This window comes from Streptomyces sp. NPDC020379 (assembly GCF_044387105.1).
In the GTDB taxonomy this organism is placed as follows: domain Bacteria; phylum Actinomycetota; class Actinomycetes; order Streptomycetales; family Streptomycetaceae; genus Streptomyces.
Genome location: NZ_JBIRVR010000018.1, coordinates 132605 through 158899, shown reverse-complemented (window position 1 = coordinate 158899; position 26295 = coordinate 132605). Strand labels below are relative to the sequence as shown.

Annotated in this window: 17 protein-coding genes and 1 pseudogene; 10 read left to right on the top strand and 8 right to left on the bottom strand. The window is 73.8% G+C overall.

The features are described 5' to 3' along the window. The first annotated feature begins 584 nt into the window (after positions 1-584). Both ACH427_RS23250 and ptsP read left to right on the top strand, forming a co-directional pair. Positions 585-1034 (top strand): PTS glucose transporter subunit IIA, encoded by a 450-nt coding sequence (locus tag ACH427_RS23250; protein ID WP_398872041.1) that lies wholly within the window; start codon positions 585-587, stop codon positions 1032-1034. An 87-nt stretch (positions 1035-1121) separates the two neighbouring features. Continuing rightward, entirely contained in the window at positions 1122-2792 is a 1671-nt protein-coding gene (gene ptsP / locus ACH427_RS23245; RefSeq protein WP_398872039.1) for a phosphoenolpyruvate--protein phosphotransferase, read from the top strand. A gap of 71 nt (positions 2793-2863) precedes the next feature. Here the strand turns inward: ptsP and ACH427_RS23240 are convergent, their stop codons facing one another. Then, positions 2864-3775: a hypothetical protein gene (locus ACH427_RS23240; protein WP_398872037.1), complete on the bottom strand. Its 912-nt coding sequence runs from the start codon at positions 3773-3775 to the stop codon at positions 2864-2866. A 22-nt stretch (positions 3776-3797) separates the two neighbouring features. Continuing rightward, positions 3798-5051: an MFS transporter gene (locus ACH427_RS23235; protein ID WP_398872035.1), complete on the bottom strand. Its 1254-nt coding sequence runs from the start codon at positions 5049-5051 to the stop codon at positions 3798-3800. A gap of 46 nt (positions 5052-5097) precedes the next feature. Between ACH427_RS23235 and ACH427_RS23230 the strand changes: the two genes are divergently transcribed. Then, positions 5098-6417 carry an aminotransferase class I/II-fold pyridoxal phosphate-dependent enzyme gene (locus tag ACH427_RS23230; RefSeq protein WP_398872033.1) on the top strand — a complete coding sequence of 440 codons (1320 nt, stop codon included), beginning with the start codon at positions 5098-5100 and terminating at the stop codon, positions 6415-6417. 68 nt (positions 6418-6485) lie between these two features. Here ACH427_RS23230 and ACH427_RS23225 read toward each other — a convergent pair whose 3' ends face one another. After that, complete coding sequence (locus tag ACH427_RS23225; RefSeq protein ID WP_398872031.1) at positions 6486-8492, bottom strand: acetoacetate--CoA ligase; 2007 nt, start codon at positions 8490-8492, stop codon at positions 6486-6488. A gap of 220 nt (positions 8493-8712) precedes the next feature. Between ACH427_RS23225 and ACH427_RS23220 the strand changes: the two genes are divergently transcribed. The 4 genes from ACH427_RS23220 to ACH427_RS23205 all read left to right on the top strand — a co-directional run bounded on the left by ACH427_RS23220 (position 8713) and on the right by ACH427_RS23205 (position 14681). Further along, on the top strand, positions 8713-11130 hold the full coding sequence (locus ACH427_RS23220; RefSeq protein WP_398872029.1) for a glycoside hydrolase family 31 protein: 2418 nt from the start codon (positions 8713-8715) through the stop codon (positions 11128-11130). 221 nt (positions 11131-11351) lie between these two features. Next, positions 11352-12137 carry a M15 family metallopeptidase gene (locus tag ACH427_RS23215; protein WP_398872027.1) on the top strand — a complete coding sequence of 262 codons (786 nt, stop codon included), beginning with the start codon at positions 11352-11354 and terminating at the stop codon, positions 12135-12137. A gap of 84 nt (positions 12138-12221) precedes the next feature. Then, a complete protein-coding gene (gene glpK, locus ACH427_RS23210; RefSeq protein ID WP_398872026.1) occupies positions 12222-13745 on the top strand; it encodes a glycerol kinase GlpK in 1524 nt (507 codons plus the stop codon). Positions 13746-13925: 180 nt separating this feature from the next. After that, the gene (locus tag ACH427_RS23205) at positions 13926-14681 is read left to right on the top strand and encodes an ArsR/SmtB family transcription factor (RefSeq protein ID WP_398872057.1); all 756 of its coding nucleotides are present in this window, start codon (positions 13926-13928) and stop codon (positions 14679-14681) included. A gap of 118 nt (positions 14682-14799) precedes the next feature. On the opposite strand, the gene ACH427_RS23200 is transcribed toward ACH427_RS23205, so the two are convergent. From ACH427_RS23200 to ACH427_RS23185, 4 genes are all read right to left on the bottom strand, one after another. Further along, positions 14800-15372 (bottom strand): GTP-binding protein, encoded by a 573-nt coding sequence (locus ACH427_RS23200; protein WP_398872024.1) that lies wholly within the window; start codon positions 15370-15372, stop codon positions 14800-14802. 143 nt (positions 15373-15515) lie between these two features. Continuing rightward, complete coding sequence (locus tag ACH427_RS23195; RefSeq protein ID WP_398872022.1) at positions 15516-15953, bottom strand: DUF742 domain-containing protein; 438 nt, start codon at positions 15951-15953, stop codon at positions 15516-15518. An 8-nt stretch (positions 15954-15961) separates the two neighbouring features. After that, complete coding sequence (locus ACH427_RS23190) at positions 15962-16438, bottom strand: roadblock/LC7 domain-containing protein (protein ID WP_398872020.1); 477 nt, start codon at positions 16436-16438, stop codon at positions 15962-15964. Continuing rightward, positions 16435-18870 (bottom strand): nitrate- and nitrite sensing domain-containing protein, encoded by a 2436-nt coding sequence (locus tag ACH427_RS23185; RefSeq protein ID WP_398872018.1) that lies wholly within the window; start codon positions 18868-18870, stop codon positions 16435-16437. The genes ACH427_RS23190 and ACH427_RS23185 overlap by 4 nt, the downstream gene beginning before the upstream one ends. A 360-nt stretch (positions 18871-19230) precedes the next feature. Here ACH427_RS23185 and ACH427_RS23180 point away from each other — a divergent pair. The 3 genes and pseudogenes from ACH427_RS23180 to ACH427_RS23170 all read left to right on the top strand — a co-directional run. Further along, positions 19231-19566 (top strand): annotated as a pseudogene (locus tag ACH427_RS23180) (hypothetical protein); the annotation flags it as partial. Positions 19567-19661: 95 nt separating this feature from the next. Continuing rightward, the gene (locus ACH427_RS23175; protein WP_398872016.1) at positions 19662-20810 is read left to right on the top strand and encodes an L-histidine N(alpha)-methyltransferase; all 1149 of its coding nucleotides are present in this window, start codon (positions 19662-19664) and stop codon (positions 20808-20810) included. A gap of 73 nt (positions 20811-20883) precedes the next feature. Then, positions 20884-21510 carry a hypothetical protein gene (locus tag ACH427_RS23170; protein WP_398872014.1) on the top strand — a complete coding sequence of 209 codons (627 nt, stop codon included), beginning with the start codon at positions 20884-20886 and terminating at the stop codon, positions 21508-21510. 35 nt (positions 21511-21545) lie between these two features. On the opposite strand, the gene ACH427_RS23165 is transcribed toward ACH427_RS23170, so the two are convergent. Beyond that, positions 21546-26291 (bottom strand): hypothetical protein, encoded by a 4746-nt coding sequence (locus ACH427_RS23165; protein WP_398872012.1) that lies wholly within the window; start codon positions 26289-26291, stop codon positions 21546-21548. Positions 26292-26295 lie beyond the last annotated feature (4 nt).

The following is a 26295-nucleotide window of genomic DNA, read 5'->3' as shown; positions in this document are numbered from 1 at the left end:
GGAATAAGCCCGGCCGTGCACAGCGTCCTCGCTGTGTTGTTGCCTGTCAGCCCCGAAGGACCAGCAGGACTTTCAAAGGAACCGCGTCCCGGCCATGAAGGCCAGGGACGGGGTATTTTATAGTCTGGCGTTGACTTTTGGCACGCTGTTGAGTTCTCAAGGAACGGACGCTTCCTTTGGCCCCGTTTCCGGGCCCTCCGGGCGCTTCCCTTCGGTGTTCCACCACTCTATCAGGAGTTTTTCCGCTCCCTTACCGCTCGTTTCCGTGGCCACAATGGACACACGGGCACACAGAAGCGGATCCGGGAAAAGGATCATATCCGATAGGTGCCGCCCCTCGCCTTGCCAGCAGTTGACTGCGGGCCTCGGTCGTGGGCAGGGATCCGACAGTACAGCTCCCGGCGGGGCGAGGCAAATCGATTCCGGGACCGTCGCCCGCGCATAGGAGGGGCCTCGGTGGCTGCGCCGGGTGGCCCTCACGCGTGCGGAATCAGCAGTTCCTATGACATACGCTTCTGGCCAGCGCGCCGTCCAGGACAGGCAGTGACGGCGTGTGATGAATCTTCACCCCTGGGAGGCTTCCCATGACCACCGTGACGTCCCCTCTTGCCGGACGCGCCATCGGACTCGCGGCAGTGCCCGATCCGGTCTTCTCCGGCGCGATGGTGGGACCCGGTACCGCTATCGACCCCGTGCGTGAGCCTTCGGCCGCGGTCTCGCCCGTTGACGGCGTCATCGTCTCGCTCCACCCCCACGCGTTCGTCGTCGTCGACGCCGAGGGGCACGGCGTGCTGACGCACCTCGGCATCGACACCGTGCAGCTCAACGGCGAGGGCTTCGAGCTGCTCGTCAACAAGGGCGACACGGTCACGCGCGGCCAGGAGGTCGTGCGTTGGAACCCGGTCGCCGTCGAAGCGGCCGGCAAGTCGCCGATCTGCCCGGTCGTCGCGCTCGAGGCCACGGCCGACTCGCTCGGCGATGTGCGCGAGGACGGCGACGTCAAGGCGGGCGACCAGCTCTTCAGCTGGCAGTAGCCGGCCCCGTCCCTGAGGACAGACAGGGACGGCACGTACGACATCCACCGCGGCGGTCGAGCCGCCGCATCAACGGAGACGGGTGAAATGGAGACAACGCTGCGAGGCGTCGGCGTGAGCCACGGTGTGGCGATCGGCGAGGTGCGGCACATGGGCACGGCGGTGCTGGAGCCGCCGGCGAAGCAGATCCCGACGGACGAGGCGCCGCGCGAACAGGGCCGCGCCCGCCAGGCCGTGGAAGCTGTCGCCGCCGACCTCATCGCGCGCGGCAACCTGGCCGGTGGCGAGGCCCAGCACGTGCTCGAGGCCCAGGCCATGATGGCGCAGGACCCGGAGCTCATGGCGGATGTCGAGCGGCGCATCACCGTCGGCAGCACCGCCGAACGCGCGGTCTACGACGCCTTCGCCGCCTACCGCGCGCTGCTCGCCAACGCGGGTGAGTACCTGGCCGGCCGGGTGGCCGACCTCGACGACGTGCGGAACCGTATCGTCGCGCGCCTGCTGGGCGTTCCGATGCCGGGCGTGCCCGACAGTGACGAGCCGTATGTGCTGATCGCGCGGGACCTCGCACCCGCCGACACCGCGCTGCTCGACCCGACCCTGGTGCTCGGCTTCGTGACCGAGGAGGGCGGGCCGACCAGCCACAGCGCCATCCTGGCCCGGGCGCTGGGCGTGCCCGCGGTCGTCGCCCTGCCGGGCGCCGGTGAGCTGGCCGAGGGCACGGTCGTGGCCGTGGACGGCAGCACGGGTGACGTCTTCGTGGAGCCGAGCGACGAGAAGCGCGCGGAGCTGACGAAGGCCGCCGAGGCGCGGAAGGCCGCGCTGGCCGCTTCGTCCGGCCCGGGTGCGACGTCCGACGGGCACAAGGTGCCGCTGCTGGCGAACGTCGGCGGTCCGGCCGATGTGCCGGCCGCGGTCGAGGCGGGTGCGGAGGGCGTGGGCCTGTTCCGTACCGAGTTCCTCTTCCTGGACGACAGCCAGAAGGCGCCTTCCGAGGCCAAGCAGGTCGAGGCGTACCGCAAGGTCCTGGAGGCGTTCCCCGAGGGCCGCGTGGTCGTGCGGGTGCTGGACGCGGGCGCGGACAAGCCGCTCGACTTCCTGACGCCGGCCGACGAGCCGAACCCCGCCCTGGGTGTGCGTGGTCTGCGCACGCTGCTGGACCACCCCGAGGTGCTGCGGACGCAGCTCACCGCGCTGGCCAAGGCCGCCGAGGGGCTGCCCGTCTATCTCGAGGTCATGGCCCCGATGGTGGCGGACCGCGCGGACGCGAAGGCCTTCGCCGACGCGTGCCGTGAGGCGGGGCTGCGGGCCAAGTTCGGCGCGATGGTGGAGATTCCCTCCGCCGCGCTGCGGGCCCGCTCGATCCTGCAGGAGGTCGAGTTCCTGTCGCTGGGCACCAACGACCTGGCGCAGTACACCTTCGCCGCCGACCGGCAGGTCGGTGCGGTGTCGCGGCTCCAGGATCCCTGGCAGCCGGCGCTGCTCGACCTGGTCGCGGCCTCCGCCGAGGCCGCGAAGGCCGAGGGCAAGAGCTGCGGTGTCTGTGGTGAGGCCGCGGCCGACCCGCTGCTGGCCTGTGTGCTGACCGGTCTGGGTGTGACCAGCCTGTCCATGGGCGCCGCCTCCATTCCTTATGTGCGCGCGACCCTGGCCAAGCACACGCTCGCGCAGTGCGAGCGTGCCGCTGCCGCCGCCCGTGCGACGGACTCCGCCGAGGAGGCCCGTGTGGCCGCGCAGGCGGTGCTGTCCGGCGAGTGAGCCGGTGACGTGGTGACGCGTCGTCAGATGTGGGAGGTGCCCCGCCGGGTCGGCGGGGCACCTTTCGCGTTTCAGGCCGTGGGGCGCCCGTCTCCTTCCGTGGGCTCGGTGAGACGCAGGCCCGCGCGGTAGTCGACGCCGGGCTCGGGCGGCACCGGTTCGCCGGTCCGGGCGTCGGTGCAGTAGGCGGCGAAGACCTCCGCCTCGCTGAGCGGCCTGAGCCAGCCGTCGCGCAGGCTCCAGCCCCGGACGGTGTCGCGGCGGCCGGGCGCGGCGGTGCGCAGGACGACTCCGCCGGGCCGCTCCGTGGCGATGCCCGCTCCCAGGACCGTGCAGAACACGAGGGCGGCGGCTTCCCCGAGGCGTAGTTCGCCGTCGTCGCCGTGCTCCGCGTGGAGGACGGCGACGAGCGGGGTGGCGCCTTCGGCGGGGACGCTGCACACGAGGTGGTGCGCGCCGGGGCCGGCCGCCGCGATGAGCTGCCGCAGGGCCTGGGTGGCGCGGGCGAAGGCGGCCCGGCCGATGTCCTCCCCGCAGGAGGCGCAGTCACCGCGGGTGAGCAGTGACGAGGCGTACTCCCATGTGGCCTGCTGCTCGGCCTCGTTGACGAGCTGGGGCAGGAGTCTGCCGATCGGCTGGCCCTCATAGGTGACGCTGGTGCCCGCCGCCGCGACCTCCGCCGTATAGCGGGTGCGGCTGGCCGGGGTGTCGGGGTCGAGGCGGGCGTCCGCGCAGAACTCCTCGTAGTCGACGGGGTCGAAGAGGGTCACGGTGGTGTGCGTGCCCTGGGCGGCGAGTGACCGCAGCAGCCCCTCCATCTGCCGCAGATACGTCGCGTGGTCGTCGAACAGGAAGGATCCGTACCGCCTCATGGCGGCGAAGTCCTGCTCGTCTGCCAGCACGGCCACCGTGCTGGGCACTTCTCGGCGCAGTGCGCGCCGCGTCGCCGGTCGTCGGTTGCCGCCGTTCCTGGTGTTCGCCATGGTTCCCCCTCAGCGCGGACGATCAATGCTCACTCACCGTAACCGGTGGCACTGACAACGCCGTTGTGCCGCGGTCGCGCACCAGGTGACGCTGAGCGTGGCAGACGGCGGCGAGAGCGGCGCCGAGGCCGAGCCAGCCGGCCGGTCCGGTGGCGATGGCGCAGGTCATGGCCAGGGGGCCGACGCTGCGCTGGGCGGCTTGGGCGAGGCCGTGGACGCCGAGGTAGGCGCCTTGGGCGGTGGGTGGGGCGAGGGCTACGGACAGTTCCCAGGAGACGGTGGCGTGCAGCATCTCGGCAACGGTGAAGGCGGTCGCGGCAAGGGTGAGGGCGAGGATGGCGAGCCAGGGTGTCGCGACGACGGAGGCGGCGAGGGCGGCGCCCCCGGCGAGGAAGGCCGCGCCCAGTGGGAGGAGGGTGGCGCGTGCGGCGCGCGGGGTGTTGCCGAAGCGGGCGAGGGGGACCTGGAAGCAGACCACGAGCAGGTTGTTGAGGACGAGGAGGAGTGGTACGGCCTGGTGCGGTGCGGTGGTGGCGGTCACGGTCCACAGCGGGAGGCCGATCTTGAAGACGGAGTCGTCGAGGAAGAGCAGGGTCTCGCTGGCGGTGTAAGCGAGGTAACGGCGGTCGCGCCAGGGGTTGTTGGGGCTTATCGGGGCGGGTGCGGTTTCCGCGTCGGTCATGGCCTCCCGGGCCGGTGGGGCGGAGGGGATTGGCGGTTCGGCGCAGCGGAGGGTGAGGAGCGCGCAGAGGACGAAGGAGAGGGCGTCGCCGGTGAGCAGCCAGCTGTAGACGGTGGTGGTGCCCAGGGTGAGCGCGCCGGCCGCGACGAGGCCGCCGACGGCCCATCCGGTGTTGGAGACGGTGCGGTTGATGGCCTGGTAGCGGCTGCGCTCCTCCCCCGCGACGCGGGTCGCGTACAGCTTGGTCAGGACGGCGGAGGTCCGGTCGCCGAGGCTGCCGACGGTCGCGATGGCGAGCAGGAGGCGCAGGTCGGTGGTGGCGAGGAGGCCGAGTGAGGCGAGGGCGCGTACGGCTTGGACGACGGTCAGCAGGGAGCGCAGTGGTACACGGTCGGCCAGGAGGCCGCCGAGCGGAGGGCCCGCTATGCCGATGGCGCCCGACAGACCGACGAGGAGGCCGATCTCGGCGGCGTCGAGCCCCGCGACGAAGGTGAAGTAGAGGGCGGAGGTGGCCCCCCAGAGCCCCGAGCCCGCCTTGTCGGCGAAGGTGACCGCCATCATCCGGCGGCCGTCCGGTCCCCCCGGTATCCGCATGTGTTCCCCCTTGACCGAGCAATTGTATTGATACATAGTTAGATCTGTGGCAACACAATATGAGATCAGGGGTACGAACGCCAAGGAGATTTCCGCCTCCGTCGAACGGGGCGTCGCGGACGGGTCGTTGCCCCCGGGCAGCGCCCTGCCGCCCGTCCGGGCGCTGGCGGAACGGCTGGGGGTGAGTCCGGGCACGGTCGCGGCCAGCTACAAGGAGTTGCGCGGGCGCGGCATCGTCCTCACCCGCGGACGCGGCGGCACGGTGGTGGCCGAGGCCCCGGCGGTCGCCTCGCGGCGCCCGCCGAAGGTCCCGGCGGGCCTGCGTGACCTGGCCGGCGGCCATCCGGATCCGGTGTTCCTGCCCGACGCGGCGCCGTCCGTGTGGGTGTCGCCGGGCGCGCGTTCGCACCGCGCCTCGCCCCGGCTGCCGCGTCTGGAGGAACTGACGCGCGCGTGGTACGAACGCGACGGCGTGCCCAGTGGCGATGTCACCTTCGCGCACAGCGCGCTGGACTGCGTGGCCCGGCTGCTCTCCGTCGAGCTGCGGCCGGGGGACGCGGTGGCGATGGAGGATCCCGGCTACCACCACCTGCTGGACCTCGTGTCGGCCCTCGGGCTGCGGTCCGTGCCGGTCGCGGTGGACGACGAGGGCATCCGCCCCGACGCGCTACGGGCCGCGGTGCGCGCGGGTGTACGGGCGGTGATCTGCGGTCCGCGGTCGCAGAATCCGTACGGCGGGTGCTTCTCGGCACAGCGGCGGGACGCCCTCGTCGAGGTGCTCGCGGAGGCACCGGACGTGCTGGTGATCGAGAACGACCACGCGGCGGAGATCGCTGGGGTGCCGCTGCACAGCCTCACCGCGGGCGGCCTGACGCGCTGGGCTCAGGTCCGCACGGTCACCAAATACCTGGGGACGGACCTGCGGTGGGCGGCGATGGCGTGCGACGCGGTCACCTTGGCCCGGCACGACGGGCGGCTGCTGCTGACGTCGGGCTGGGTGAGTCACGCCTTGCAGGAGACGGTGGTGAGCCTGCTGACGGACCCCGCCGCCCAGGATCTCGTACGACAGGCGAACGCCGCCTACACGCTGCGGCGGCGGACGCTGCTGGACGAGCTGGCGCGGCACGGGATCGCGGCGCACGGAGCGAGCGGCCTGAACGTCTGGGTGCCGGTGCGGGACGAGGCGGCGGTGGTCAACGGGCTGCGGTCGTCGGGATGGTGGGTGGCCGCGGGGGCGCGCTTCCGGCTGGCGGCCGGGCCGGGGGTGCGGGTCACCGCGGCGGAGCTGCCCCCGTCGGAAGCCGGGCGGTTCGCGGCGGACTTCGCGGCGGCGCTGGGGGAACGGCAGGCGACGTACGGCGGGTGAGGCGGGTGGGCGGGTTTCCCCGCCCACCCCTTCCGTGGCCGGCGGTCAGGAGGGAGCGGATCCGCCCGTCACGCCCGCTCGCGGCCCAGCTTCTCGTAGAAGTGCAGCAGCGCGACGTTGTCGACCGAGCCGGGGTTGACCGCCTTCTCCAGGGGCGTGCCCTGGAGAAGGCGCTTGACGGGGACCTCTATCCGCTTGCCGGTGAGCGTGTGCGGGATGCCCGTGACCTCGATGACCTCATCGGGGACGTGACGCGGTGAGAGCTGCTCACGGATGGTGCGCTTGATGCGGCCGAGGAGTTCCTCGTCCAGCGTGGCGCCGGGTGCGAGGTGGACGAAGAGCGGCATCCAATAGCCGCCGTCGGGCCGTTCGACGCCGATGACGAGGGATTCGCGGATCTCGGGGAGCCGCTCGACGGCCTCGTAGATGTCCGAGGAGCCCATGCGGACGCCCTGGCGGTTGAGGGTGGAGTCGGAGCGGCCGTGGATGACGACGCTGCCGCGCGAGGTGAGGGTGATCCAGTCGCCGTGCCGCCAGACGCCGGGGAACATCTCGAAATAGCTGTCGCGGTAGCGGCTGCCGTCGGGGTCGTTCCAGAAGCGGACCGGCATGGACGGCATGGGGGCCGCGACGATCAGCTCGCCGACCTCGTCGACGACGGGCTCGCCGTGCGCGTCCCACGCCTGGAGGTCCGTGCCGAGGCAGGGGGCCTGGAGCTCGCCGATGTGCACCGGGAGGGTGGGCACGGCGCCGGCGAAGCAGCTGCACACGTCCGTGCCGCCGCTGACGGAGGCGATCCACATGTCGGCGGCGACCTCGTCGTGGAGCCAGCGGAAGCCGTCGGGGGGCAGCGGTGAGCCCGTGGTGGCCACGCATCTGACGCGGGAGAGGTCGAAGGTGCGGCCCGGGTGGACGTCGGCCTTGCGGCAGGCCATCACATAGGCGGCGGAGGTGCCGAAGAGCGTGGCTCCGGTGCGCTCGGCGACGCGCCACTGGGCGGCGGTGTCGGGGTGGCCGGGGCTGCCGTCGTAGAGCACGACGGTGGCGCCCACCAGGAGGCCGGAGACGAGGAAGTTCCACATCATCCAGCCGGTGGAGGTGTACCAGAAGAAGCGGTCGCCCGGGCCCAGGTCGCAGTGCAGGGCGAGCTGCTTGACGTGCTCGACGAGGATGCCGCCCTGGGACTGCACGATGGCCTTGGGCAGACCGGTGGTGCCCGACGAATAGAGCACCCACAGCGGGTGGTCGAAGGGGACCTGCTCGAAAACGGGCTCCACCGTGCCGGAGGTGAGGGCGTCCCACTCCAGCGCTCCCTCCGGAGCCGGGGTGCCCAGCAGCGGGATGTGCACCACGGCGCGCACCGTGGGCAGCCCCGCCCGCAGCTCGGTGACGGTGCCGGCCCGGTCGTGGCGCTTGCCGCCGTAGTGATAGCCGTCGACGGTGAACAGCACGACCGGCTCCACCTGCTGGAAGCGGTCGAGGACGCTGCGGGCCCCGAAGTCGGGGGCGCAGGAGGTCCAGACGCCGCCGACGGCCGCGGTGGCGAGCAGGGCGACGACGGCCTGCGGGATGTTGGGCACATACGCGCTGACGCGGTCACCGGGACGGACCCCGAGCCGGCGGAGCTCGGCGGCCAGCGAGCCCACCTGGGCGCGCAGCTCGGCCCAGGTCACCGGGCTCGGGTCGTGTGTCTCGTCGGTGTGCAGCAGGGCCGGCTCATGGGCGCGGGCGGGGTCCTCGGCGGTGCGCAGCGCGTGCTCGGCGTAGTTGAGCGTGGCGCCGGGGAACCATACGGCGCCGGGCATCGCGGGATCGGCGAGGACCCTCTCGTACGGGCTGGAGAAGCGCACGTCGCACCACTCGGTGACGGCCTGCCAGAAGCGCTCCAGCTCCGCCACCGACCAGCGGTGCAGGGCGGCATAGCTCGCGGCGGGGTCGCCCGGGGCGGGGGCGGGCGCGCCGTGGTGCTCGGCGGCCCAGCGGTGGAAGCGGGTGACCTGTGCGCGGGCGACGCGGTCCTCGCCGGGGCTCCAGAGGGGCTCCGGTCGGTCGGCGGGCTGCGGTGCGGTGGTCATCGTGGCTGCTCCCGGCTGTACGCGTCGTGGGCGTCGCCGCGCACGCCGTCTGGGTGCCGTGCGTGACGCGGCTGAGCAGGACGATGCCATGTGATCGACTCGGGCACCAGCCCTGTGGATAACCCGTGAGCGGACCCACTGGTGTCCGGTGGATCCCCCGGGGGTGAACGAGTGTTGAACGGAGCGCCGCCCCGAGGGCGGCGGTGGCAGGCTGAGCAGCATGGATGCGCGTGATCTGCGGCGGTTAGTGAATACGGTCGGGACGGCACGGGGCCTGCGGTCCCTGCGGTGGGCCTGGCGCAGGCGGTGGGCGGACGCGGCGGGTCTGCCCCGGCGGGGCGCGGAGCGGGCACGGGTGCCGGGGGCCGTGCAGGGGGCCGAGCCGCTGCCGGGCGGCGGGGTGGTGCGGTTCGCGCGGTCGTCGCTGCGGGTGCGGGTGGCCGTGGGCGGCGCGGTGTTCTGCGGCTGGGACGGCGCGGAGCCGGAGCCGTCGTACGCCTTGGCGGGACAGGTGCCGGAGGCGGACGAGCGCGCGGTGCTGGAGCCGGACACCGACGGCGGCTGGCGGGTGGTGTCCGAGCGGGTCCTGGTGGTGGTGGGGCGCCACGGCGCGGTGGAGGTGCGGACGCCGGGCGGGGTGGTGCTGCGGCGCGATCTGCCGCCGCGGTGGTGGGAACCGGTGGATGCGGCGGCCCGGGAGCCGGTGGAGGCGCGGTGGACGCAGCGGTCGGAAGTGGCGGCCGACGCGCGGTTCTTCGGTCTGGGGGGCAGGGCGGCGGGGCCCCGGCTGCGGGACGGCGCGTACCGCCTGTGGAACACCGACCCCGGCGGCGCCTTCGAGCCCGGTGACGATCCGCTGTACATCACGATGCCCGTGCAGTTGGTGGTCGCGGACGCGGGTACGCATCTGGCCTTCCACGACAACACCTGGGACGGCCGGGTGACGTTGCGCGAGGGCGAGGAGGGCGCGGGGTCGGGTCACGACCGGCCGGGGAGCTGCGAGGTGCGGATGGAGGGCGGTCCGCTGCGCTCCTGGGTGGTGGTGGGCACGCCCGCGCGCGTGCTGCACACCTGGTCCTCGCTGACGGGGTCCCCGGCCCTGCCGCCGGCCTGGGCGCTCGGCCCGCAGCACGCGCGCTGGGGGTTCGGCAGTGAGCGGGAGGTGCGCAGGGTCGTCGCGGGGTACCGGGAGCGCGGGCTGCCGCTGTCCGCGGTGCACCTGGACATCGATCACTATCAGGGGCATCGCGTCTTCACGGTGGACCGGCAGCGGTTCCCCGATCTGCCCGGTCTGGCGGCCGAGTTGCGGGAGCAGGGGGTGCGGCTGGTGTCCATCGTGGATCCCGCCGTGCGGGCCCGGCCGGGGGTCGCGGTGTACGACAGCGGCACGGCGGCCGGTGCGTTCGTGCGGGACGCGCGCGGGCGGGAGGTGCGCGGCGAGGTGTGGCCCGGTGAGTCCGTCTTCCCCGACTTCACCGATCCCGGGGTGCGCGAGTGGTGGGGCGGGCTGTACGCGGAGCGGCTGGCGCAGGGCTTCTCCGGGGTGTGGCACGACATGAACGAGCCGGTGTCGTTCGCGGCGTTCGGCGATCCGTCGCTGCCGCGTTCCGCCCGGCACTCGCTGGAGGGGCGGGGAGGTGACCACCGGGCGGCGCACAATGTGTACGGGCTGACCATGGCGCGCGCGGGTTACGAGGGGCTGCGCGGACTGCGGCCGGAGGAGCGTCCGTTCCTGTTCTCCCGGTCGGGCTGGGCGGGCATGCAGCGCTACGGCGGCACGTGGTCCGGTGATGTGGCGACGGGCTGGCCGGGGCTGCGCGCGTCACTGGCGCTGGTCCTGGGGCTGGGGCTGTGCGGAGTGCCGTATTCGGGCCCGGACGTCGGCGGTTTCACCGGTCATCCGTCGCCGGAGCTCTTCCTGCGCTGGTTCCAGCTGGGCGCGTATCTGCCGCTGTTCCGTACGCACGCGGCGCACGACGCGGGCCGCCGGGAGCCGTGGGAGTTCGGGACGGAGGTGCTGGAGCACGCGGGTGCGGCGCTGCGGGAGCGGATGCGGCTGTTGCCGTATTTCGTGACGCTCGCGCACCTGGCCCAGCGCACGGGCGCGCCGTATGTGCGGCCGGTGTGGTGGCGTTCACCGGAGGACCGTGCCCTGCGTGACTGCGAGGACGCGTTCCTGCTGGGTGATTCGCTGCTGGTGGCGCCGGTGCTGGAGCAGGGCACCGACCGGCGGGCGGTGCGGCTGCCGCGCGGGCGGTGGTACGACACGGCGACGGGACAGGCGCACGAGGGGCCGGGGCAGGTGCTGCTGGACGCTCCCCTGTCGCGCGTCCCGGTGCTGGCGCGGGCGGGTTCGGTGATCCCGGTGACCGGGGCGGACGGTGGGGTGGAGCTGGAGGTGTGGGCGCCGGCGGCCGGTCGTACGGGCGGCGGGGTGCTCGTGCCGGACACGGGCACGGGGTGGGCCGCGCCGTCGGTCGTGCGCTTCACGACGCGGCTGCGCGACGGTGTGGTCGAGGTGGAGCGGGAGGGGGCGGAGGATGTGGGCTATCCGGTGCGGGTGCGGGGTGAGACGGGCGGCGCTCTCCCCCGGCCCGCCCGTTCCCGGGACCGGAGTTCGGCGCCGGAGGCGCCGTAAGGGGCTTTCCGGGCCGCGCGGTCGCCCGGCCTTCCCCCGCGCTCCCGGCCCCTCGGCCATCCCGTGCGCGCACGGTCCCCCGGCCTTCCCGTACGCGCACGGTCCCTCGGCCTTCGCGTACGCTCCCGCGCTCCCGATCGGCTCACGGCGGCGGGGTGCGCAGCGGGCGGATGCCCCAGGGGCCCTTCCGCGCGCGCCCGCGCTCTGCTACCTGGAACGTCATGTCGAGATTCTCCGCGGCGCTGCGCGCCCTCGCCCTCCCTCTGGCCGGCCTCTTGGCGCTCTCCGCCGCCCCCGCCGCGCGCGCCCGGCCGGTGGAGGCCGGACCGCCCGCCGGTTTCGTGGCACTGTCCGACGTCGATCCGACGATCCTCCAGGAGGTGCGGTACGCCACCGCGCACAACTTCACCAGCCACCGTGTCGACGGCTACCGGCGCCCCGTGTGCCTCCTGACCCGCCAGGCCGCCCAGGCGCTGCACCGGGCGCAGCGCGCCCTGCTGCCGCGGGGTTACAGCCTCAAGGTGTACGACTGCTACCGGCCGCAGCGTGCGGTCGACGACTTCGTGGCCTGGGCGAAGGATCTCGCGGACGAGCGGATGAAGGGGGAGTTCTATCCCCGGGTGGACAAGTCGCGGCTTTTTGACGACGGTTACATCGCCGCGAAGTCCGGGCACAGCAGGGGCAGCACGATGGACCTGACGCTGGTGCGGCTGCCCGCCCGGCCGACGCGTCCGTACCGCCCGGGTGAACGGCTGGTGCCCTGTTACGCGCCGCAGGAGCGCAGGTTCCCCGACAACTCCGTCGACATGGGGACGGGGTTCGACTGCTTCGACACCCTCGCCCACACGCTGGATCCCAGGGTCGGTGGTGCGCGGCGCGATCACCGGCTGCTGTTGAAATCCACGATGGAGCGGGCCGGTTTCGTCAATCTGCCGGAGGAGTGGTGGCACTACACGCTCCGCGGGGAGCCGTTCCCTGACACCTATTTCGACTTCCCCGTGGGGTGACGGCGGCGCTTGACGCTCCCGTACGCCAGGTGAACACTGCCCGTTCGAGCAGTGTGGGCCAGCGCAGTCCTCCGAGGAGACGCCATGACGGGCTCGTACGTCGCCGCGATCGACCAGGGCACCACCTCCAGCCGCTGCATCGTCTTCGACCGGGACGGGTCGGTCGTGGCCGTGGACCGGCGTGAGCACCGGCAGATCTTTCCCCGGCCGGGCTGGGTGGAGCACGACGCGGCCGAGATCTGGGCGAAGGTGCGTGCCGTGGTCGCGGGCGCGCTCGCGGCGGCGGGTCTGCGGGCGGAGGAGCTGAGCGCGCTGGGCATCACCAACCAGCGGGAGACGACGGTCCTCTGGGACCGTTCGACGGGCAAGCCGGTGCACAACGCCCTCGTCTGGCAGGACACCCGGACGGCCGCGCTCTGCCACGACCTGGGCGGCGCGGACGGGCCCGACCGCTTCCGGGAGACGACCGGGCTGCCGCTGGCCAGCTATTTCTCCGGGCCCAAGGTGGCCTGGCTGCTGGAGCATGTGCCGGGACTGCGGCGGCGGGCGGAGAACGGGGAGATCGCGTTCGGCACCGTCGACTCCTGGCTGATCTGGAATCTGACCGGCGGCACGGACGGCGGGGCACACGTCACCGATGTGACGAACGCGGGGCGCACCCTGCTGATGGATCTCGGCACCCTTCAGTGGGATCCGGCGATCCTGGCCGAGCTGGGCATCCCGGAGGCGGTGCTGCCGGAGATCCGGTCCTCGGCCGAGGTGTACGGGAGGGCGGTGGGTCCGCTGGCCGGGGTGCCGGTCGCGTCGGCGCTGGGTGATCAGCAGGCGGCGCTGTTCGGGCAGACCTGCTACGAGGTGGGCGAGGCCAAGAACACGTACGGTACGGGCAGTTTCCTGCTGCTCAACACGGGCGAGCGGCCGGTGCCGTCGAAGAACGGGCTGCTGACAACGGTCGGTTATCAGCTCGGCGGGGAGGCGCCCGTCTATTGCCTGGAGGGGTCGATAGCGGTCACCGGCGCGCTGGTGCAGTGGTTCCGCGACCAGCTGGGCCTCATCCGCTCCGCCGACGAGATCGAGCCGCTGGCGGCGAGCGTGCGGGACAACGGCGGCGCGTACGTCGTGCCCGCCTTCTCCGGGCTGTACGCCCCGCACTGGCGCTCCGACGCCCGTGGTGTCATCACCGGGCTGACCCGCTACGTCACCAAGGCGCACCTGGCGCGGGCGGTGCTGGAGGCCACCAGCTGGCAGACCCGTGAGGTCGTGGACGCGATGTTCCAGGACTCCGGGGTGCCGATCACCTCGCTCAAGGTGGACGGCGGCATGACGGCCAACTGCCTGCTGATGCAGCACCAGGCCGATGTGCTGGGGGTGCCGGTGATCCGGCCCGTGGTCGCCGAGACGACGTGCCTGGGCGCCGCGTACGCCGCCGGGCTCGCCACCGGTGTGTGGGGCGGCCTGGACGAACTGCGGGCGCACTGGCGGCAGGACGCGCGGTGGACGCCCCGGATGGACGCGGCGGAGCGGGAGGGCGAGTACGGGCGCTGGCGCAGGGCCGTGGAGCGCAGCTTCGGGTGGCTCGACGAGGGTGCCCAGGGGGAGGGTGCCTAGATGATCAAGTCCGATGCCGGGGCATCCGTGCAGGGTGATGAGGTCAGCTGCGCGGCAGCTTGAGAAGGAAATGTTTCCCCAGGTCAGCGGCCCTTTCCCTGGAGGTGCTGGGCTGGGCTGGACGACTCCCGGGTTGACATGCAGGTAAATGCTTGCATGATGGTGGGTGTGAGCGATGAGATGGACAGGGTCTTCAAGGCTCTGTCCGATGCGACCCGCCGGCGCCTGCTGGACCGGCTGCGCGAGAACAACGGCCAGACTCTCAGCGAGCTGTGCGACGGCCTGGCGATGTCCCGCCAGGCGGCCACCCAGCACCTGGGCCTGCTGGAGGCCGCGAACCTCGTCAGCACGGTCAGAAGAGGCCGGGAGAAACTCCACTACCTCAACCCCGTACCGCTCCACGAGATCCAGGAGCGGTGGATCGACAAGTTCGAACGCCCGCGCCTGCGGGCTCTGAGCGCACTGAAACAGAAAGCCGAGCACGCCATGTCCGCCAAGCCGCAGTTCGTCTACACCACCTACATCGAAGCCACCCCGGACAAGGTCTGGGAAGCCCTGACCGACCCCGGGATGACCGCCGCCTACTGGGGCCACAGCAACGTCTCGGACTGGCAGCCGGGTTCCGCCTGGGAACACCGCCGCACCGACGGCTCCGGCGTCGCCGATGTGGCGGGCGCCATCGTCGAAGCCGTCCCGGCCAAGCGCCTCGTCATCACCTGGGCCGTCCCCGGCGAAGACCGCCCGAACGGTCCCTCCACGGTCACCTTCGACCTCAAGCCGCTCGGCGACACCGTCGTCCAGCTCACCGTCACCCACGAGAACCTGCGCGACGAGGCCGAGCGCCGCCAGGCCGCCGGCGGGTGGACGGCGGTGCTGTCCAACCTCAAGACCTATCTCGAGACGGGCAAGCCGCTGTCCTCGCCACTGTGGTCCTGATCCGCGCACGGGGCCGACCGCGCCCTCTCCCCACGCCCGCACAGCGACAACGCCGGCATGGACGTTCCGTCGACGGCACCCTCAAGGGCCAGGTGGGCCTCGAACAGCGCGGAGCGTCTCATTCCGTGACGCCGGTGGCGATGGCGTGTTCGACGACGGAGATCAGGACGTGCTTCACGGACTCGCGCTCGCGGGCGTCGCACATGACCACCGGCACGCCCGGGTCGAGGTCGAGCGCCTCGCGCACGTCGCTCTCGGGATAGCGGTCGGCGCCGTCGAAGCAGTTGACGGCGAGGGTGAAGGCGATGCCGCGCCGTTCGAAGTAGTCGACGGCCGCGAAGCAGTCGGCGAGGCGGCGGGTGTCGGCGAGGACGACGGCGCCCAGGGCGCCCTGGGCGAGCTCGGCCCACAGGAACCAGAAGCGGTCCTGGCCGGGTGTGCCGAAGAGGTAGAGGACCAGGTCCTCGCGGAGGGTGATCCGGCCGAAGTCCATGGCGACGGTGGTGGTGTGCTTGGCCTCGACTCCCGTGAGGTCGTCGACCGGGCGCCCGGCCTCCGTGAGCGCCTCCTCCGTGCGCAGGGGCCGGATCTCGCTGACCGCGCCGACCATGGTGGTCTTGCCGGCGCCGAAGCCGCCGGCGACGAGCAGCTTGAGGGCGAGCGGGGCGGTGGCGGTGCGGGCGGGCGTCATGGCGGCCTCCTTCGGGGGTGATCGTTCCGCATCGGTCGTGATCACGACAAGTTTTTTGGGCTCCCCCGATGGACGGCGCGCCCGCCGCCTTCGCCTGCGTCCCGGCGTCCCCGGCCGCCGCACGGTGTGCGGCGGCCGGGCCGTCACAGCGTGCGGAGGGCCTCGATGACGTCCCTGAGGACGGTCTCGTCGGGGAGCTCCGCCGGTGGTACCGGGCGGGTGACCCGGACGAATCCCGCCTCCAGCAGGTCACCGACGAGCACCCGCAGCACACCGACCGGCAGGTCGAGTCCGGCGGCCAGCTCCGCGACGGACTGCGGGCGCGTGCGCGAGAGTTCGACGATGTCGAGGTGCTCGGGCGAGAGCGTCCGGTCCGCGACGGCCTGCGCCGCGCCGGACGGCCCGGCCAGGGACTCGTCGGCGATGACCACCGCGATGAGGTCGAGTTCGCCGCCGTCCGCGCCGCGGGTCCGGCCGCGGGTCATGGCGTACGGGCGGACCACCGGGCCCGCCGCGTCGTCGTACCACCGCACCGCGGCGTGTGCGTCCGCGGCGGTGCGGTGGCCGTCGTCCCCGGTCATGCCGGCCGTCACCCGTCGGCGGCCACGCCGGTCCGCGGAGCCGTGGCCAGGTGCGCGCCCACGCGCTTGACGAGCAGCGTCATCTCATAGGCGACCAGGCCGATGTCGGAGTCGGCGTCGGCGAGCACGGCGAGGCAGCTGCCGTCGCCGGCGGCGGTGACGAACAGGAAGGCGTTGTCGAGCTCGACGACGGTCTGGCGGACCTGGCCGGCGTCGAAGTGCCGGCCCACGCCCTTGGCCAGGCTGTGGAAGCCGGAGGAGACGGCGGCGAGGTGCTCGGCGTCCTCGCGGGAGAGCCCCTGGGACTTGCCGGTGGGCAGGCCGTCGCCGGAGAGCACCAGCGCCTTGCGCACGGTGCCGACGCGCTCGACCAGGTCGTCGAGCAGCCAGTTCAGGTCGCCGGTGGCTGCCGGCCGCCGCTCGTGCGCGCCGGGCGGTGTGCCGTCGGTCCCGGTGGTGCGTATCGCGGCCTTCGGTGCGGTCATGGACCGTCCCCCTCGTGTGTGGTTCCTGGTGCTGTGGTTCTCGTGCCGGTTCCATGATCCTCCCGCCCGCGCTGCCAGCCGCGCTGGAGGGCCGCCATGCGGGCCCGTACCTCCTCGGCGTCGCGCTCCGCTTCCGCGGCGGCGCCGTGCGAGGGGGCGTCCCGCGGCCAGCGGACGGGGTCGTTCCGCAGCTGTGGGGCGAGGCTGGCCTGGCGTACGCGCCGGGGCAGCCCGCCGGTCGGGGTGCGCTCGTCGTCGGCGTCCGGGCCGCTGCCGCCGGTGCTCAGGGCGGGGGGTCTGCGGCGGGGCAGCGGCTGCGGTCCGTCGCCCGCCAGGTGGTGCTGTGCCTCGCCGTCGTCGGGCCCAGTGTCGAACGGGCAGAGCGGAAGCTCCGGTTCGGCCGTGGCGTGCCGGTGCCGTCCGGGCAGCGGGGCGGGGCCGGGCGCGGCGAGCGCCGAGAGCGGCGACAGGGGCGTCGTCGGCCGGTCCTTCGGCAGCTCCCGCGCCCCGGTGTCCTCGTCGTCCGGTGCCGCGCCCTTGCCCGCGGCGGTGAGCAGCGCGAGGGGGACGAGGACGACCGCGGTGGTGCCGCCGTACGGGGAGGGCTGGAGCGAGACCTTCACGCCGTGGCGACGGGCGAGCCTGCTCACGACGAACAGGCCGAGGCGGTCGGTGTCGGACAGCTCGAACTCGGGGGTCTCGGCGAGCCGGAGGTTGGCTTCGAGCATGAGGTCCGGTGCCATGCCGAGTCCGCGGTCGTGGATCTCGATCGTGAAGCCGTTGGGGACCCGCTCCCCCAGCACCTGGACGCCGGTGTGCGGCGGGGAGAAGACGGTGGCGTTCTCCAGGAGTTCGGCGAGGAGGTGGGTGAGGTCGCCGACGGCCGGGCCGTGCACGGCGAGGCGGGGCAGGCGGCGCACCTCGACGCGTTCGTACGCCTCGACCTCGGCGACCGCGGCCCGTACGACGTCCATCAGGGGCACCGGCCTGCGCCACTGCCGGGCGGGGGCGGCGCCCGAGAGGATGACGAGGCCCTCGGCGTGGCGGCGCATGCGGGTGGTCAGGTGGTCGAGGCGGAAGAGGTCGGCGAGTTCGCCGGTGTCCTCGGTGCGGCGCTCCATGGCGTCGAGCAGGGTCAGCTGGCGGTGCAGCAGCACCTGGCTGCGGCGGGCGAGGTTGACGAAGACGTCGGAGACGCCGCGGCGCATGTCGGCCTGTTTGACGGCCGCTTCGACGGCGGCGCGCTGGAGGGTGTTGAGCGCCTGGCCGACCTGGCCGAGTTCGTCGGGGCCGAAGTCGCGGCGGGGCACCTCGGCCTCCACGTCGATCTGTTCGCCCGCGGCGAGGCGGCGCATCACGGCGGGCAGCCGGACGCCCGACGCCTCGTGTGCCTCCTTGCGCAGGGCGCGCAGGTCCCGGACCAGGCCGCGGCCGACCTTGAGGGAGATGACGAGCGAGCAGACGAGGGCGGCGAGCCCGAGGACGCCCGCGGCCGCGGCCCTGACGAGGACGACGGTGGCGGCGGGCTGGACGCGGTCCGCGTAGCGGTCGATGGCCTGGGTGCCCATCCGGCCGAGCTCGTCGAGGACCGTCCCGGCGGCGGAGTTCCAGCGCTGGGGGTCGACGGCGTGCGGGGCGCGGTCCGCGCCCGCGAGGACGACGGCGTCCTCGGTGGAGCGCAGGGTCTCGGCGGTGCTGCCACGCCAGTAGTCCTCGTAGATCTTCTGGTCCGCGAGCGGCATGACGGCGAGGCTGGTGCTGTAGAGGACCTGGCGTTCGGCGACGCGGTCGGAGAAGGCGCGCAGGTCCTGGCGGCTCATGCCGCCGGCGGTGAGCGCGGAGGCGAGGAGGGCGTCCTCGCGGGAGAGGGCCTCGCGGGCGCGGGCGATGCCCACGAGCGCGCGGCCCTGCTTGTCGAGCTCGGCGTCCTGGAGGGCGCTGAGGGTGCTGAGGAACGCGTAGTAGGGCTCGACAAGTTCGTTGTACGCGAGGAAGGCGCCGTGCCGGCTGATGGTGTCGTCCTCGGCCCTGCGGCGCACGCTGTCGAGGTCGCCGAGGCTCTTCTCGATGGCGGTGAAGCGGGCCGCGGCCTGGGAGGTCAGTTCGCCGCGGACGTCGCCGTCGGCGCCGGAGCGCAGGGCGGCGACGGCCTTGTCGGTGGTGCGCTGCCGTGCGCGCAGGTCGGCGAGGGCGTCGGAGCGGCGGGGGTCGGCGAGGTGGACGAGGGTCTGGCGGCGTTCCTGCTGGAGGGCGCGGACCATGTCCTCCGCGGGGTAGCCGACCTTGCGCATGACGTCGGCGACGGTGAGCAGCTGGGCCGCCTCGCTGCCGGTGATCACGGTGGCGAAGGCCCAGAGGGCGGTCAGCGACACCATCGGCACGAGCAGCAGCGCCACGATCTTCCGGCGGATCGACTTCCCGCGAAAGCGCATGGCCTCCCCAACGTCAATCCCGGCGCCCCGGGGTGGTGTTCCGACAACAATGCGGCGTGAGCCTACTACTGCGTGGTACGGGTCTCGAAGGCCAGTGCGGGGGCCGAACCGCGGGTGTGGCGGCGGTGGGTCCCTTGTTGTCCGGTGATTCCAGGACTTTTCGGCCTGGCTGGATTGCCCTCCCCATGGGAACCTTTGGGCACCGTCGTTCGCTCTTCATGCGGGGACCGGTGTCAGCACGGGGGGCGGTTCGGGTGGCGTTATGCCCGGCCCCTCTCCTTTTGATCCCGTTCGGTCCCTCTGGTGAGCGTCTTTTGGCAGCAGCCCCACAAGGGCGGCCACTGGGGGAGGTGAGCGGTCATGGACCCGAATCGCGACATCCCGTCGCACCGGAGCCGCCCGCTGTGGGTCGAGGAGCCGGCGCGCCGGCCGCGGATGCCGGATCCGGTGCGCACGGCAGCGGTGCGCGCGGCCTTGATCGGCGCGGTGACGCTGGTGGAGGCGATGATCGCCGCGCTGTTCGCGCTGGCCGGTTCGTGGCTCGCGCTGCCCGCGCTGCTGTGTGTCCTGGCGAGCGTGGTGGCGGCGACATGGGCGGTGCTGGATGTGTGGGTCACGCGGCAGGTGTGGCGGCAGCGCCATGGTGTGGTGTCCGTGCCCAGCAGTTCGGCCCGTCCGGTGCGCCGGGCCCGCCGCCCCCGCTTCCCCTGATCGTCAACTGCCGGGTAGGTTCGGCAGTTGACGGGCGTACGCCGCCGGTCGGGGCGGCCGGGTCGAATGGGGGCGGCACGATGGTGGAGCGCGAGCAGGCGGTGCACCGCATTCCGGAAGTCCTCCGGGACAGCGGGTGGACCGTCTGCCTGGTCGGCGAGGAGCAGTCGGGCAAGCTGGCCCAGGTGACCGCGGGTCTGCGGCGCCGCCCGGACGGCTCGGGCTCCGGCAAGCTGATCACCTCCGGCTTCTCCTACTGGGGCCTGGAGTCGACCGTGGCCTGGGCCCACGCGTGCAACGACCTGTACTACCCGGTGATGCGCGAGAGCATCGCCTCCTTCAGCCGCCGCTGGCGCGGCATGGGTGAGCTGCTGCCGGAGGGTCCCCTGCACTATGTGAGCCTCGGTCCCGGCACGGGCCAGAAGGACCAGGCCCTGCTGCGGTCGCTCGACGGCCGCGGCCGGTGCGGCTGTTACATCCCGGTGGACGTGAGCGCCGAGATGCTGCGCCTCGCGCAGCGCGAGGCGCTCCAGCACCTGCATGTGCCGGTGGCCGATGTGCTGCCCGTGCAGCTGGATTTCTCCCTGCCCGCGAATCTCGACCGCCTGAGCACGCTGATCCGCCGCACGGTGGGCGAGGAACCGGTGGTCTATTCACTGCTGGGCAACACACTCGCCAATTTCGACAGCGACACCCAACTGCTGGCGCTGCTCGGCGAGAAGCTGCTGCGCCCGCAGGACCGCTTCCTGCTGGAGGTCGCGAGCACGGCCGGGCAGGACGAGCCCGCGGCCCGCGCGGCCGCCCAGGAGTACGAGAACAGCCCGCGCTTCCGGGAGTTCGTCACCAGCGCGCTGATGCAGTACACGGACCTCCAGATCGACCTCAACAGCATCACGTACGAGGGGCTCGTCGAGGACGACCGGGCGCTGCTGATCAAGGTGGTCTACCACAACCGCACAGGGGCGACGCTGGAGCTGACGCTGCCCGACCGCAGCACCGTGCCCTTCCCCGACCAGGACACCATCCGGCTGCTCCTCAGCCGGAAGTACACCCTGAGCGGCCTGGAGAAGATGCTGGTGGACGCGCGGCTGGCCAAGGTGGGCGAGACGCACGAGACCGGGCACACCGCCTTCGACCGGCCCGCGTTCGGAATGGCGCTGCTGCTGCTCCAGTCCGGTGACGCGCCCCGGCCCGGGCGGGCCACCGGGCCCAATCCGTTCGGCGACTGAAGCGGCCCGGCGACCACGGCAGGCTGAAAGCCCTTTGTTCCGGCCCCTCCTGGGATGCTCGATAGGACACCTGATGGGTATCGTCAGCCGGCTCAGCCGGCAGTTCTTCGCTGCCGCCACCATCGCCTGCCTGGTGACCGCGCTCGGCATCTGCGTCTGGTGGGTGTGTGTCGCCCGGGGCCAGGGCAGCCACTTCGAGCCGGCCACCTCCGGGCTCGCGCTGGTCGCGGCCATCACCGGGGTGTACGCGGAGCGGCGGGCCGCCGCCCGGGAGCGGCGCGCGCAGGCGCTCTACGCCCTCGCCGGCGAACTGGTGAAGAACACCGAACTGCTCGACGGCGAGGGCTTCGCGCCCCTGGACCCCGAGGCGCCCAAGGCCCGCGTCTATCCCCGGCTGGTGCAGTCCGCGACCGACGCCGCGCTGGTGTCCGGGGTGTTCTCCGAGCCGGGTCACGACGCGCTGATCGCCCTGCTCCACCACTGGCGGGACGCCGTGCACGACTTCAACCGGCGGCTGGATCTCACCGAGCTCCGCACCTACGTGGGGGCCGTGCCGCCCGAGGAGTTGCTGGCGATCGACGCGGCGATGCACCGGGAGGGCGGCCAGCTGGACAGGGTGCGGAGCTTACGGGTGCGCGTGGAGGCCCTGCTGCGGGAGCGGTACGGGGAGGGGGCGCGCTCGCTTCCCCCCTCCCCGTGACCGGGCTCCTCCCGCCCCGCCGGCCAAGCCGCCGGTCACGCCCCCGCCGGCACCTGCTCCTCCGCCGCCGGGCGGCGGTACATGCGGGTGGCCGTGATCTGCCCGTGCACCTGCTCCTCGTCCGGGTCCTGCTGCTGTGGCAGGCCAGGGCGCAGGTGTTCCTCCACGCTGATGTACTTCAGGCCCGCCCGGAGGTCCGCGTCGTTGCGCAGCCGGATGACCAGCGGGAACTCCGCCAGGGCCGTGGTGTCGAACAGGCCGGTGGTGTAGAGCAGCTGGACGCCCAGCGCGTCCGCGACGGCCCGCTGGAGCTCCAGCAGATAGGTGGCGTTGGCACGGCCGATCGGGTTGTCCAGGAACAGCGTGCCCGCGTACCGCTGCTTGTCGCGGCCGCGGTCGTTGCTGCGCAGGGCCGCCATGGTGCAGTACAGCGCGATGGCCGCGGTCAGCAGCTGTCCGCCGGAGAAGACGTCTCCCATCTGGCCGACCGACACCCGCTCGGCGCGCAGCACCGCGTCCGGCTTGAGGATCTCGACGGCGACGCCGCGCGGCTGCAGTGCGGCGGCGACGCCCCGCAGCAGCAGGGACATCCCGTCGCGCCGCAGGTCGGAGTTGCGCTTGACCGCGGAGCGGGTCGCCTCGTCGATGACCTCGCCGAGGCGCTCGGTGAGCGTGGCCTGGTCGGGGTCCTCGAAGCGGATGCGCAGGAACTCCTGGCCGGACCACTCCCCCAGGCCCTCGGGCAGCCGGGAGAGCCGCTGGGCGGAGCGCAGGGTGGTGAGCGAGGACTCCACGAGTCCGCGCAACCGGTCGACGATGCTGTCGCGGTTGCGCTCCAGCTGCTCAAGCTCGTCGGTCAGCACCCGCAGCCGGGGCGCGAACGCCTCGGCCCAGGCGGCCGCGTGCTCGGGCAGGGCCGCGGCGGGCAGCTCGCGGATCTGCTGGCGGGCGGGGGTGCGCACCTGCTCGTAGCGGGTGGAGTTGGCGTGCCGCACGAGGATGTCGCTCGCCTCGCGGACCGCGGCCTCGGCGGCCGAGAGCTCTCCGGCGCAGCCGCGCAGGGAGCGGCGGGCCTCGCCCGCGGCCTGCCGGGCCTCCTCCAGGGAGCCGGTGTACGGCTCGGGCTCCTCGGCGTCCTCCTCGGGGGTGTTGTCGCGCAGCAGGTCGCGCAGGAGGGCCGCGGTGTCGTCGAAGCCGGTGGCGGCGTCCTCGGCGGCGCGGTGGGCGCGCAGCAGGTCGCCGTGCGCCCGGCGGGCGGCCTCCAGCGCGTCGGTGCGCGCGGCGAGTTCGGCGGTGGCGGTGCGCAGCAGTTCCTTGGCCCGGTCGGCGTCGGCGGGCACGAGCTCCTCGGGGAGTTCGGTGTGCGCGTCGCCGTCGGCGGGCGCCAGGCGCTCGGCCTCGCCGCGGAGGCGGCCGAGCTGCTCGCTCGCGGTGGAGGCGCGGGTCTCCAGCATCTGGACGAGCTGTTCGGCGCGGGCGGCCGCGGCCTGGCGGGAGGGGCCGTCGGCGCCGTCGGTGCCCTCCAGGAGCTGGGCGGCGCGGGTGCGGACCTTGTTGGTGAGGCGGTCGAGTTCGGCGAGGGCGGCGCTCTCGTCGCTCTCGGCGCGGGCCTGTTCTGCGCGCAGGTCGGCGCCGACGCCGACCTTCTCGTAGAGCTGGGACGCGGCGCGGTACGCCTCGCGCAGGGCGGGCAGGGAGGCGGTGGGCGGCTCCACGGCGTCGGAGACGTCGTCGGGGGCGCCCGCGATCTCGGCGCGCTCGGCGCGCAGCGCGCGGGCGGTGCGGCGCGCGTCGTCGGCCGCGCGCTGGGCGGCGCGGCGGTCCTCGTCGGCGGCGCGGGCCCGGTCCACGTACGCGGCGGCGCGCTCCTCGGACTCGGCGGCCTCCTCGGCCAGTTCGCGCAGGCGCGTCTGCCAGGAGGCGCGCTCGCGGAGCCGGTAGGCGAGTCCGGCGAGGGCGTCGGCGACGCGGCGGGAGCGGGCGGCGACCTCCTGGCGTTCGTCGCGCACCCGGGCCGCCTCGGCGGCGCTCTCCTCGGCCTCGGCGCGGGCGGTGCGCAGCTCGGCCAGCCGCTCGTGGGCGGTGTCGGCGGCCGTACGGGCGCGCTCGGCCTCGGCGGCGAGCTCGGCGAGGCGGCCGGCCGGGCAGCCCGCGCGCCACGACGTCAGCCGGGCGGCGAGGGTGCGGTCACCGGCGAGGCGTGCCGCTATGGCGCGGATCTCCTCGTCCCGGGCCGTGGCGCGGGCGCGCAGCGCGTGGCGCTCGTCGTCGGCGGCGCGCTCGTCGTGCATGGCCGGGTTCGGCGGCACGAGGAAGACGCCGGAGCCGCCGGGGTCCTGGGCGTCGCGCGCGGGCGGCGGGGCGAGCAGGGCGGCGGCGGTGCCGACGGCGACGGCGGAGCGGGGCAGCAGTGAGGCGGCGCCGAGGACTTCGCGGGCCCGGGTGTGCGAGTCGGCGTCGGTGATGACGACGCCGTCGACGAGTTCGGGGCGGGCGGCGAGCACGGCGGCGTGGTCGGCCGGGTCGACGGCCTGGGCGAGGTAGCGCCAGCCGGGCAGGGCGGGGATGCCGTGCTCGCCCAGATACTCCACGGTGGCCAGCACGTCGGCGCTGGGGGGCAGCAGCCCGCCGTCGCCGAGCGCGCCCAGGATCCGGGCGTCGTCGGCGGCGGCGGTGCGCAGGTCGAACATCTGCCGTTCGGAGATGGCGACGCTCTCGTCGAGCATCTCGCGCAGGGCCTCGGCGTTGCGGTCCACCTCCTCGGCGGTGAGGGGGCCCGTCGCCTGGCGGCGCGCGCCGTCAAACGCGCCCGCGGCGGTTCCGCCGCCGGGGCCGGTGCCCTCGGCGGAGCGGCGCGGGGCGGGCGGGCGTTCGCCGCTGCCGCTCTCCTGTCCGGGGGCGGCGCCGCGCTGGCCCGGCACCTGGCCGGAGGCCATGGGCTCGGGCAGGCCCAGCAGTTCGATGAGCCGCTGCTCGGCGCCGAGGGCCTCGGCGGCGCGGCGCTCGGCGTCGTAGGCGGCTTCGGCGGCGGTGGCGGCGTCGGCGGCGCGGGCGGCGGCGAGTTCCGTGCCGGCCAGTGCGGCGGCCGCCTCCTTGGCCTGCTCGGCGGACTGCCGGGCGCTCTCGCGGGCCGCCTCGTAGGCCGCGACGGCCGGCTTCTCGGCGTCGCTCGCGGCGAGCGCGGCGCGGGCGGGGTCGGCGTCGGGGGCGGTGTCGTCGAGCCAGCCGGCGCGGACGGCCTCGGCGGTCTCCTGCTCGACCTCGGCCAGGCGCTGGCGCAGGTGACCGGCCTCGCTGCGGGCGCGCTGGGCCTCGGTGGCGGCGGCGGTGGCGTCGCGGTGGGCGGCCTCGCCGGCCTCCTGGAGCGCGGCGGAGCGCTCCTCCTCCTCGTTGGCGACCCGCTCGCCTTCGTCGGCGGCGCTGTTGAGGGCGCGTACGAGATCGGTGGCGGCCTGGGCGCGGGCGGCGAGGGCGGGGGCGGCGTCGCGCTCGGCCTCGCGGATGGCGGCGGCCACGCGCGCGGAGCGGTCGGCGGCGGCGCGGTGGCGCAGGACGGTCTCGGCGGCCTGCCACGCGGAGTGCAGGGTGCGGGCGTCGTTGAGCTCGCGGCGCTGGGCGGCGGCGGCCTTCTCGGCGGCGGCGAGCGCCAGGGAGGCGTGCCGGTAGGCGATCTCGGCGGCGACCAGGGAGCGGCGGCCGCGCTCGCTCTCGGCGTCGGTGACGGCGTGCGCGGCGGCGGCGACCTGTTCGGCCAGTTCGGCGGTGCGGCCGCGCTCCTCGGTGCCGCGCGCGGACAGCGTGCGGGCGAGGGCGCGGGTGCGGCGCTCGGCGCCCGCGTGCACGCCGCGGGCCTGGTCGCGTTTGACGGCGGCGTCGGCGATGCGGGAGAGCAGGTCGAGGGAGCCGGCGGTGAAGTCCCGTTCGGCGGTCAGCTCGGCCCTGCGGCCCAGCTTGTGGGCGAAGCCGTGCACGAGGTCGGCGAGGCCGTCGGTGTCGCGGGTGTCGGTGACGGCCCGCAGGAGCAGGTCGGTGAAGTCGGAGTCGTTCTTGACGGCGAAGAGGCCGGCGGCCTCGCCCTCGTCGGCGTTCATCTCGCGCTGGTAGCGGAAGAGTTCGGGGTCGAGGCCGAGCTCGCCGAGGTGTTCGTTCCAGCGCTCGTGGATCTCTTCCCAGACCACGTCGAGGTTGGGGTACGCCTTGCCGGCCTCGGTGAGGGCGTCGCGGAAGCCTTTCATCGTGCGGCGGCGGCCGCGGGCGCCGGAGGCGCCGTCGGCGGCGCGCAGGGCGGTGGACTCGGCGACGGGCAGCGAGTCGAGGCTGAGCCCCGGGCCGGGGCGGAAGGAGTACCACGCCTCGGCGAACTTCCGCGGGTCGCCCGAGACCTGGCGGCCGCGCCACTCGCTGACCTTGCCGACGACGACGGACTCGCCGGTGAGGACGTGCTGCCACTCCAGGGCGACGTGCCCGCAGTCGTCGGCGAGGAGGAACTTGCGCAGCACGCCGGAGCTGGCGCCGCCCAGGGTGTTGCGGTGGCCGGGCAGCATGACCGAGAAGATCAGCTTGAGGAGGACGGACTTGCCGCCGCCGTTCTCCAGGAAGAGCACGCCCGCGGGTGCGGGGCGGCGGGGCGGGCCGGTGGGCTCGTCCTCGAAGAACTCCGCCTGCGCGGGCGCGGGGTCGGGCACCGGGGCGCCGACTCCCCGCAGGTCCAGCACGGTGTCGGCGTAGCGCGCACCGGCGGGCCCGATGGAGTAGAGGCGGACCCGGGACAGCTCGTACATGGCG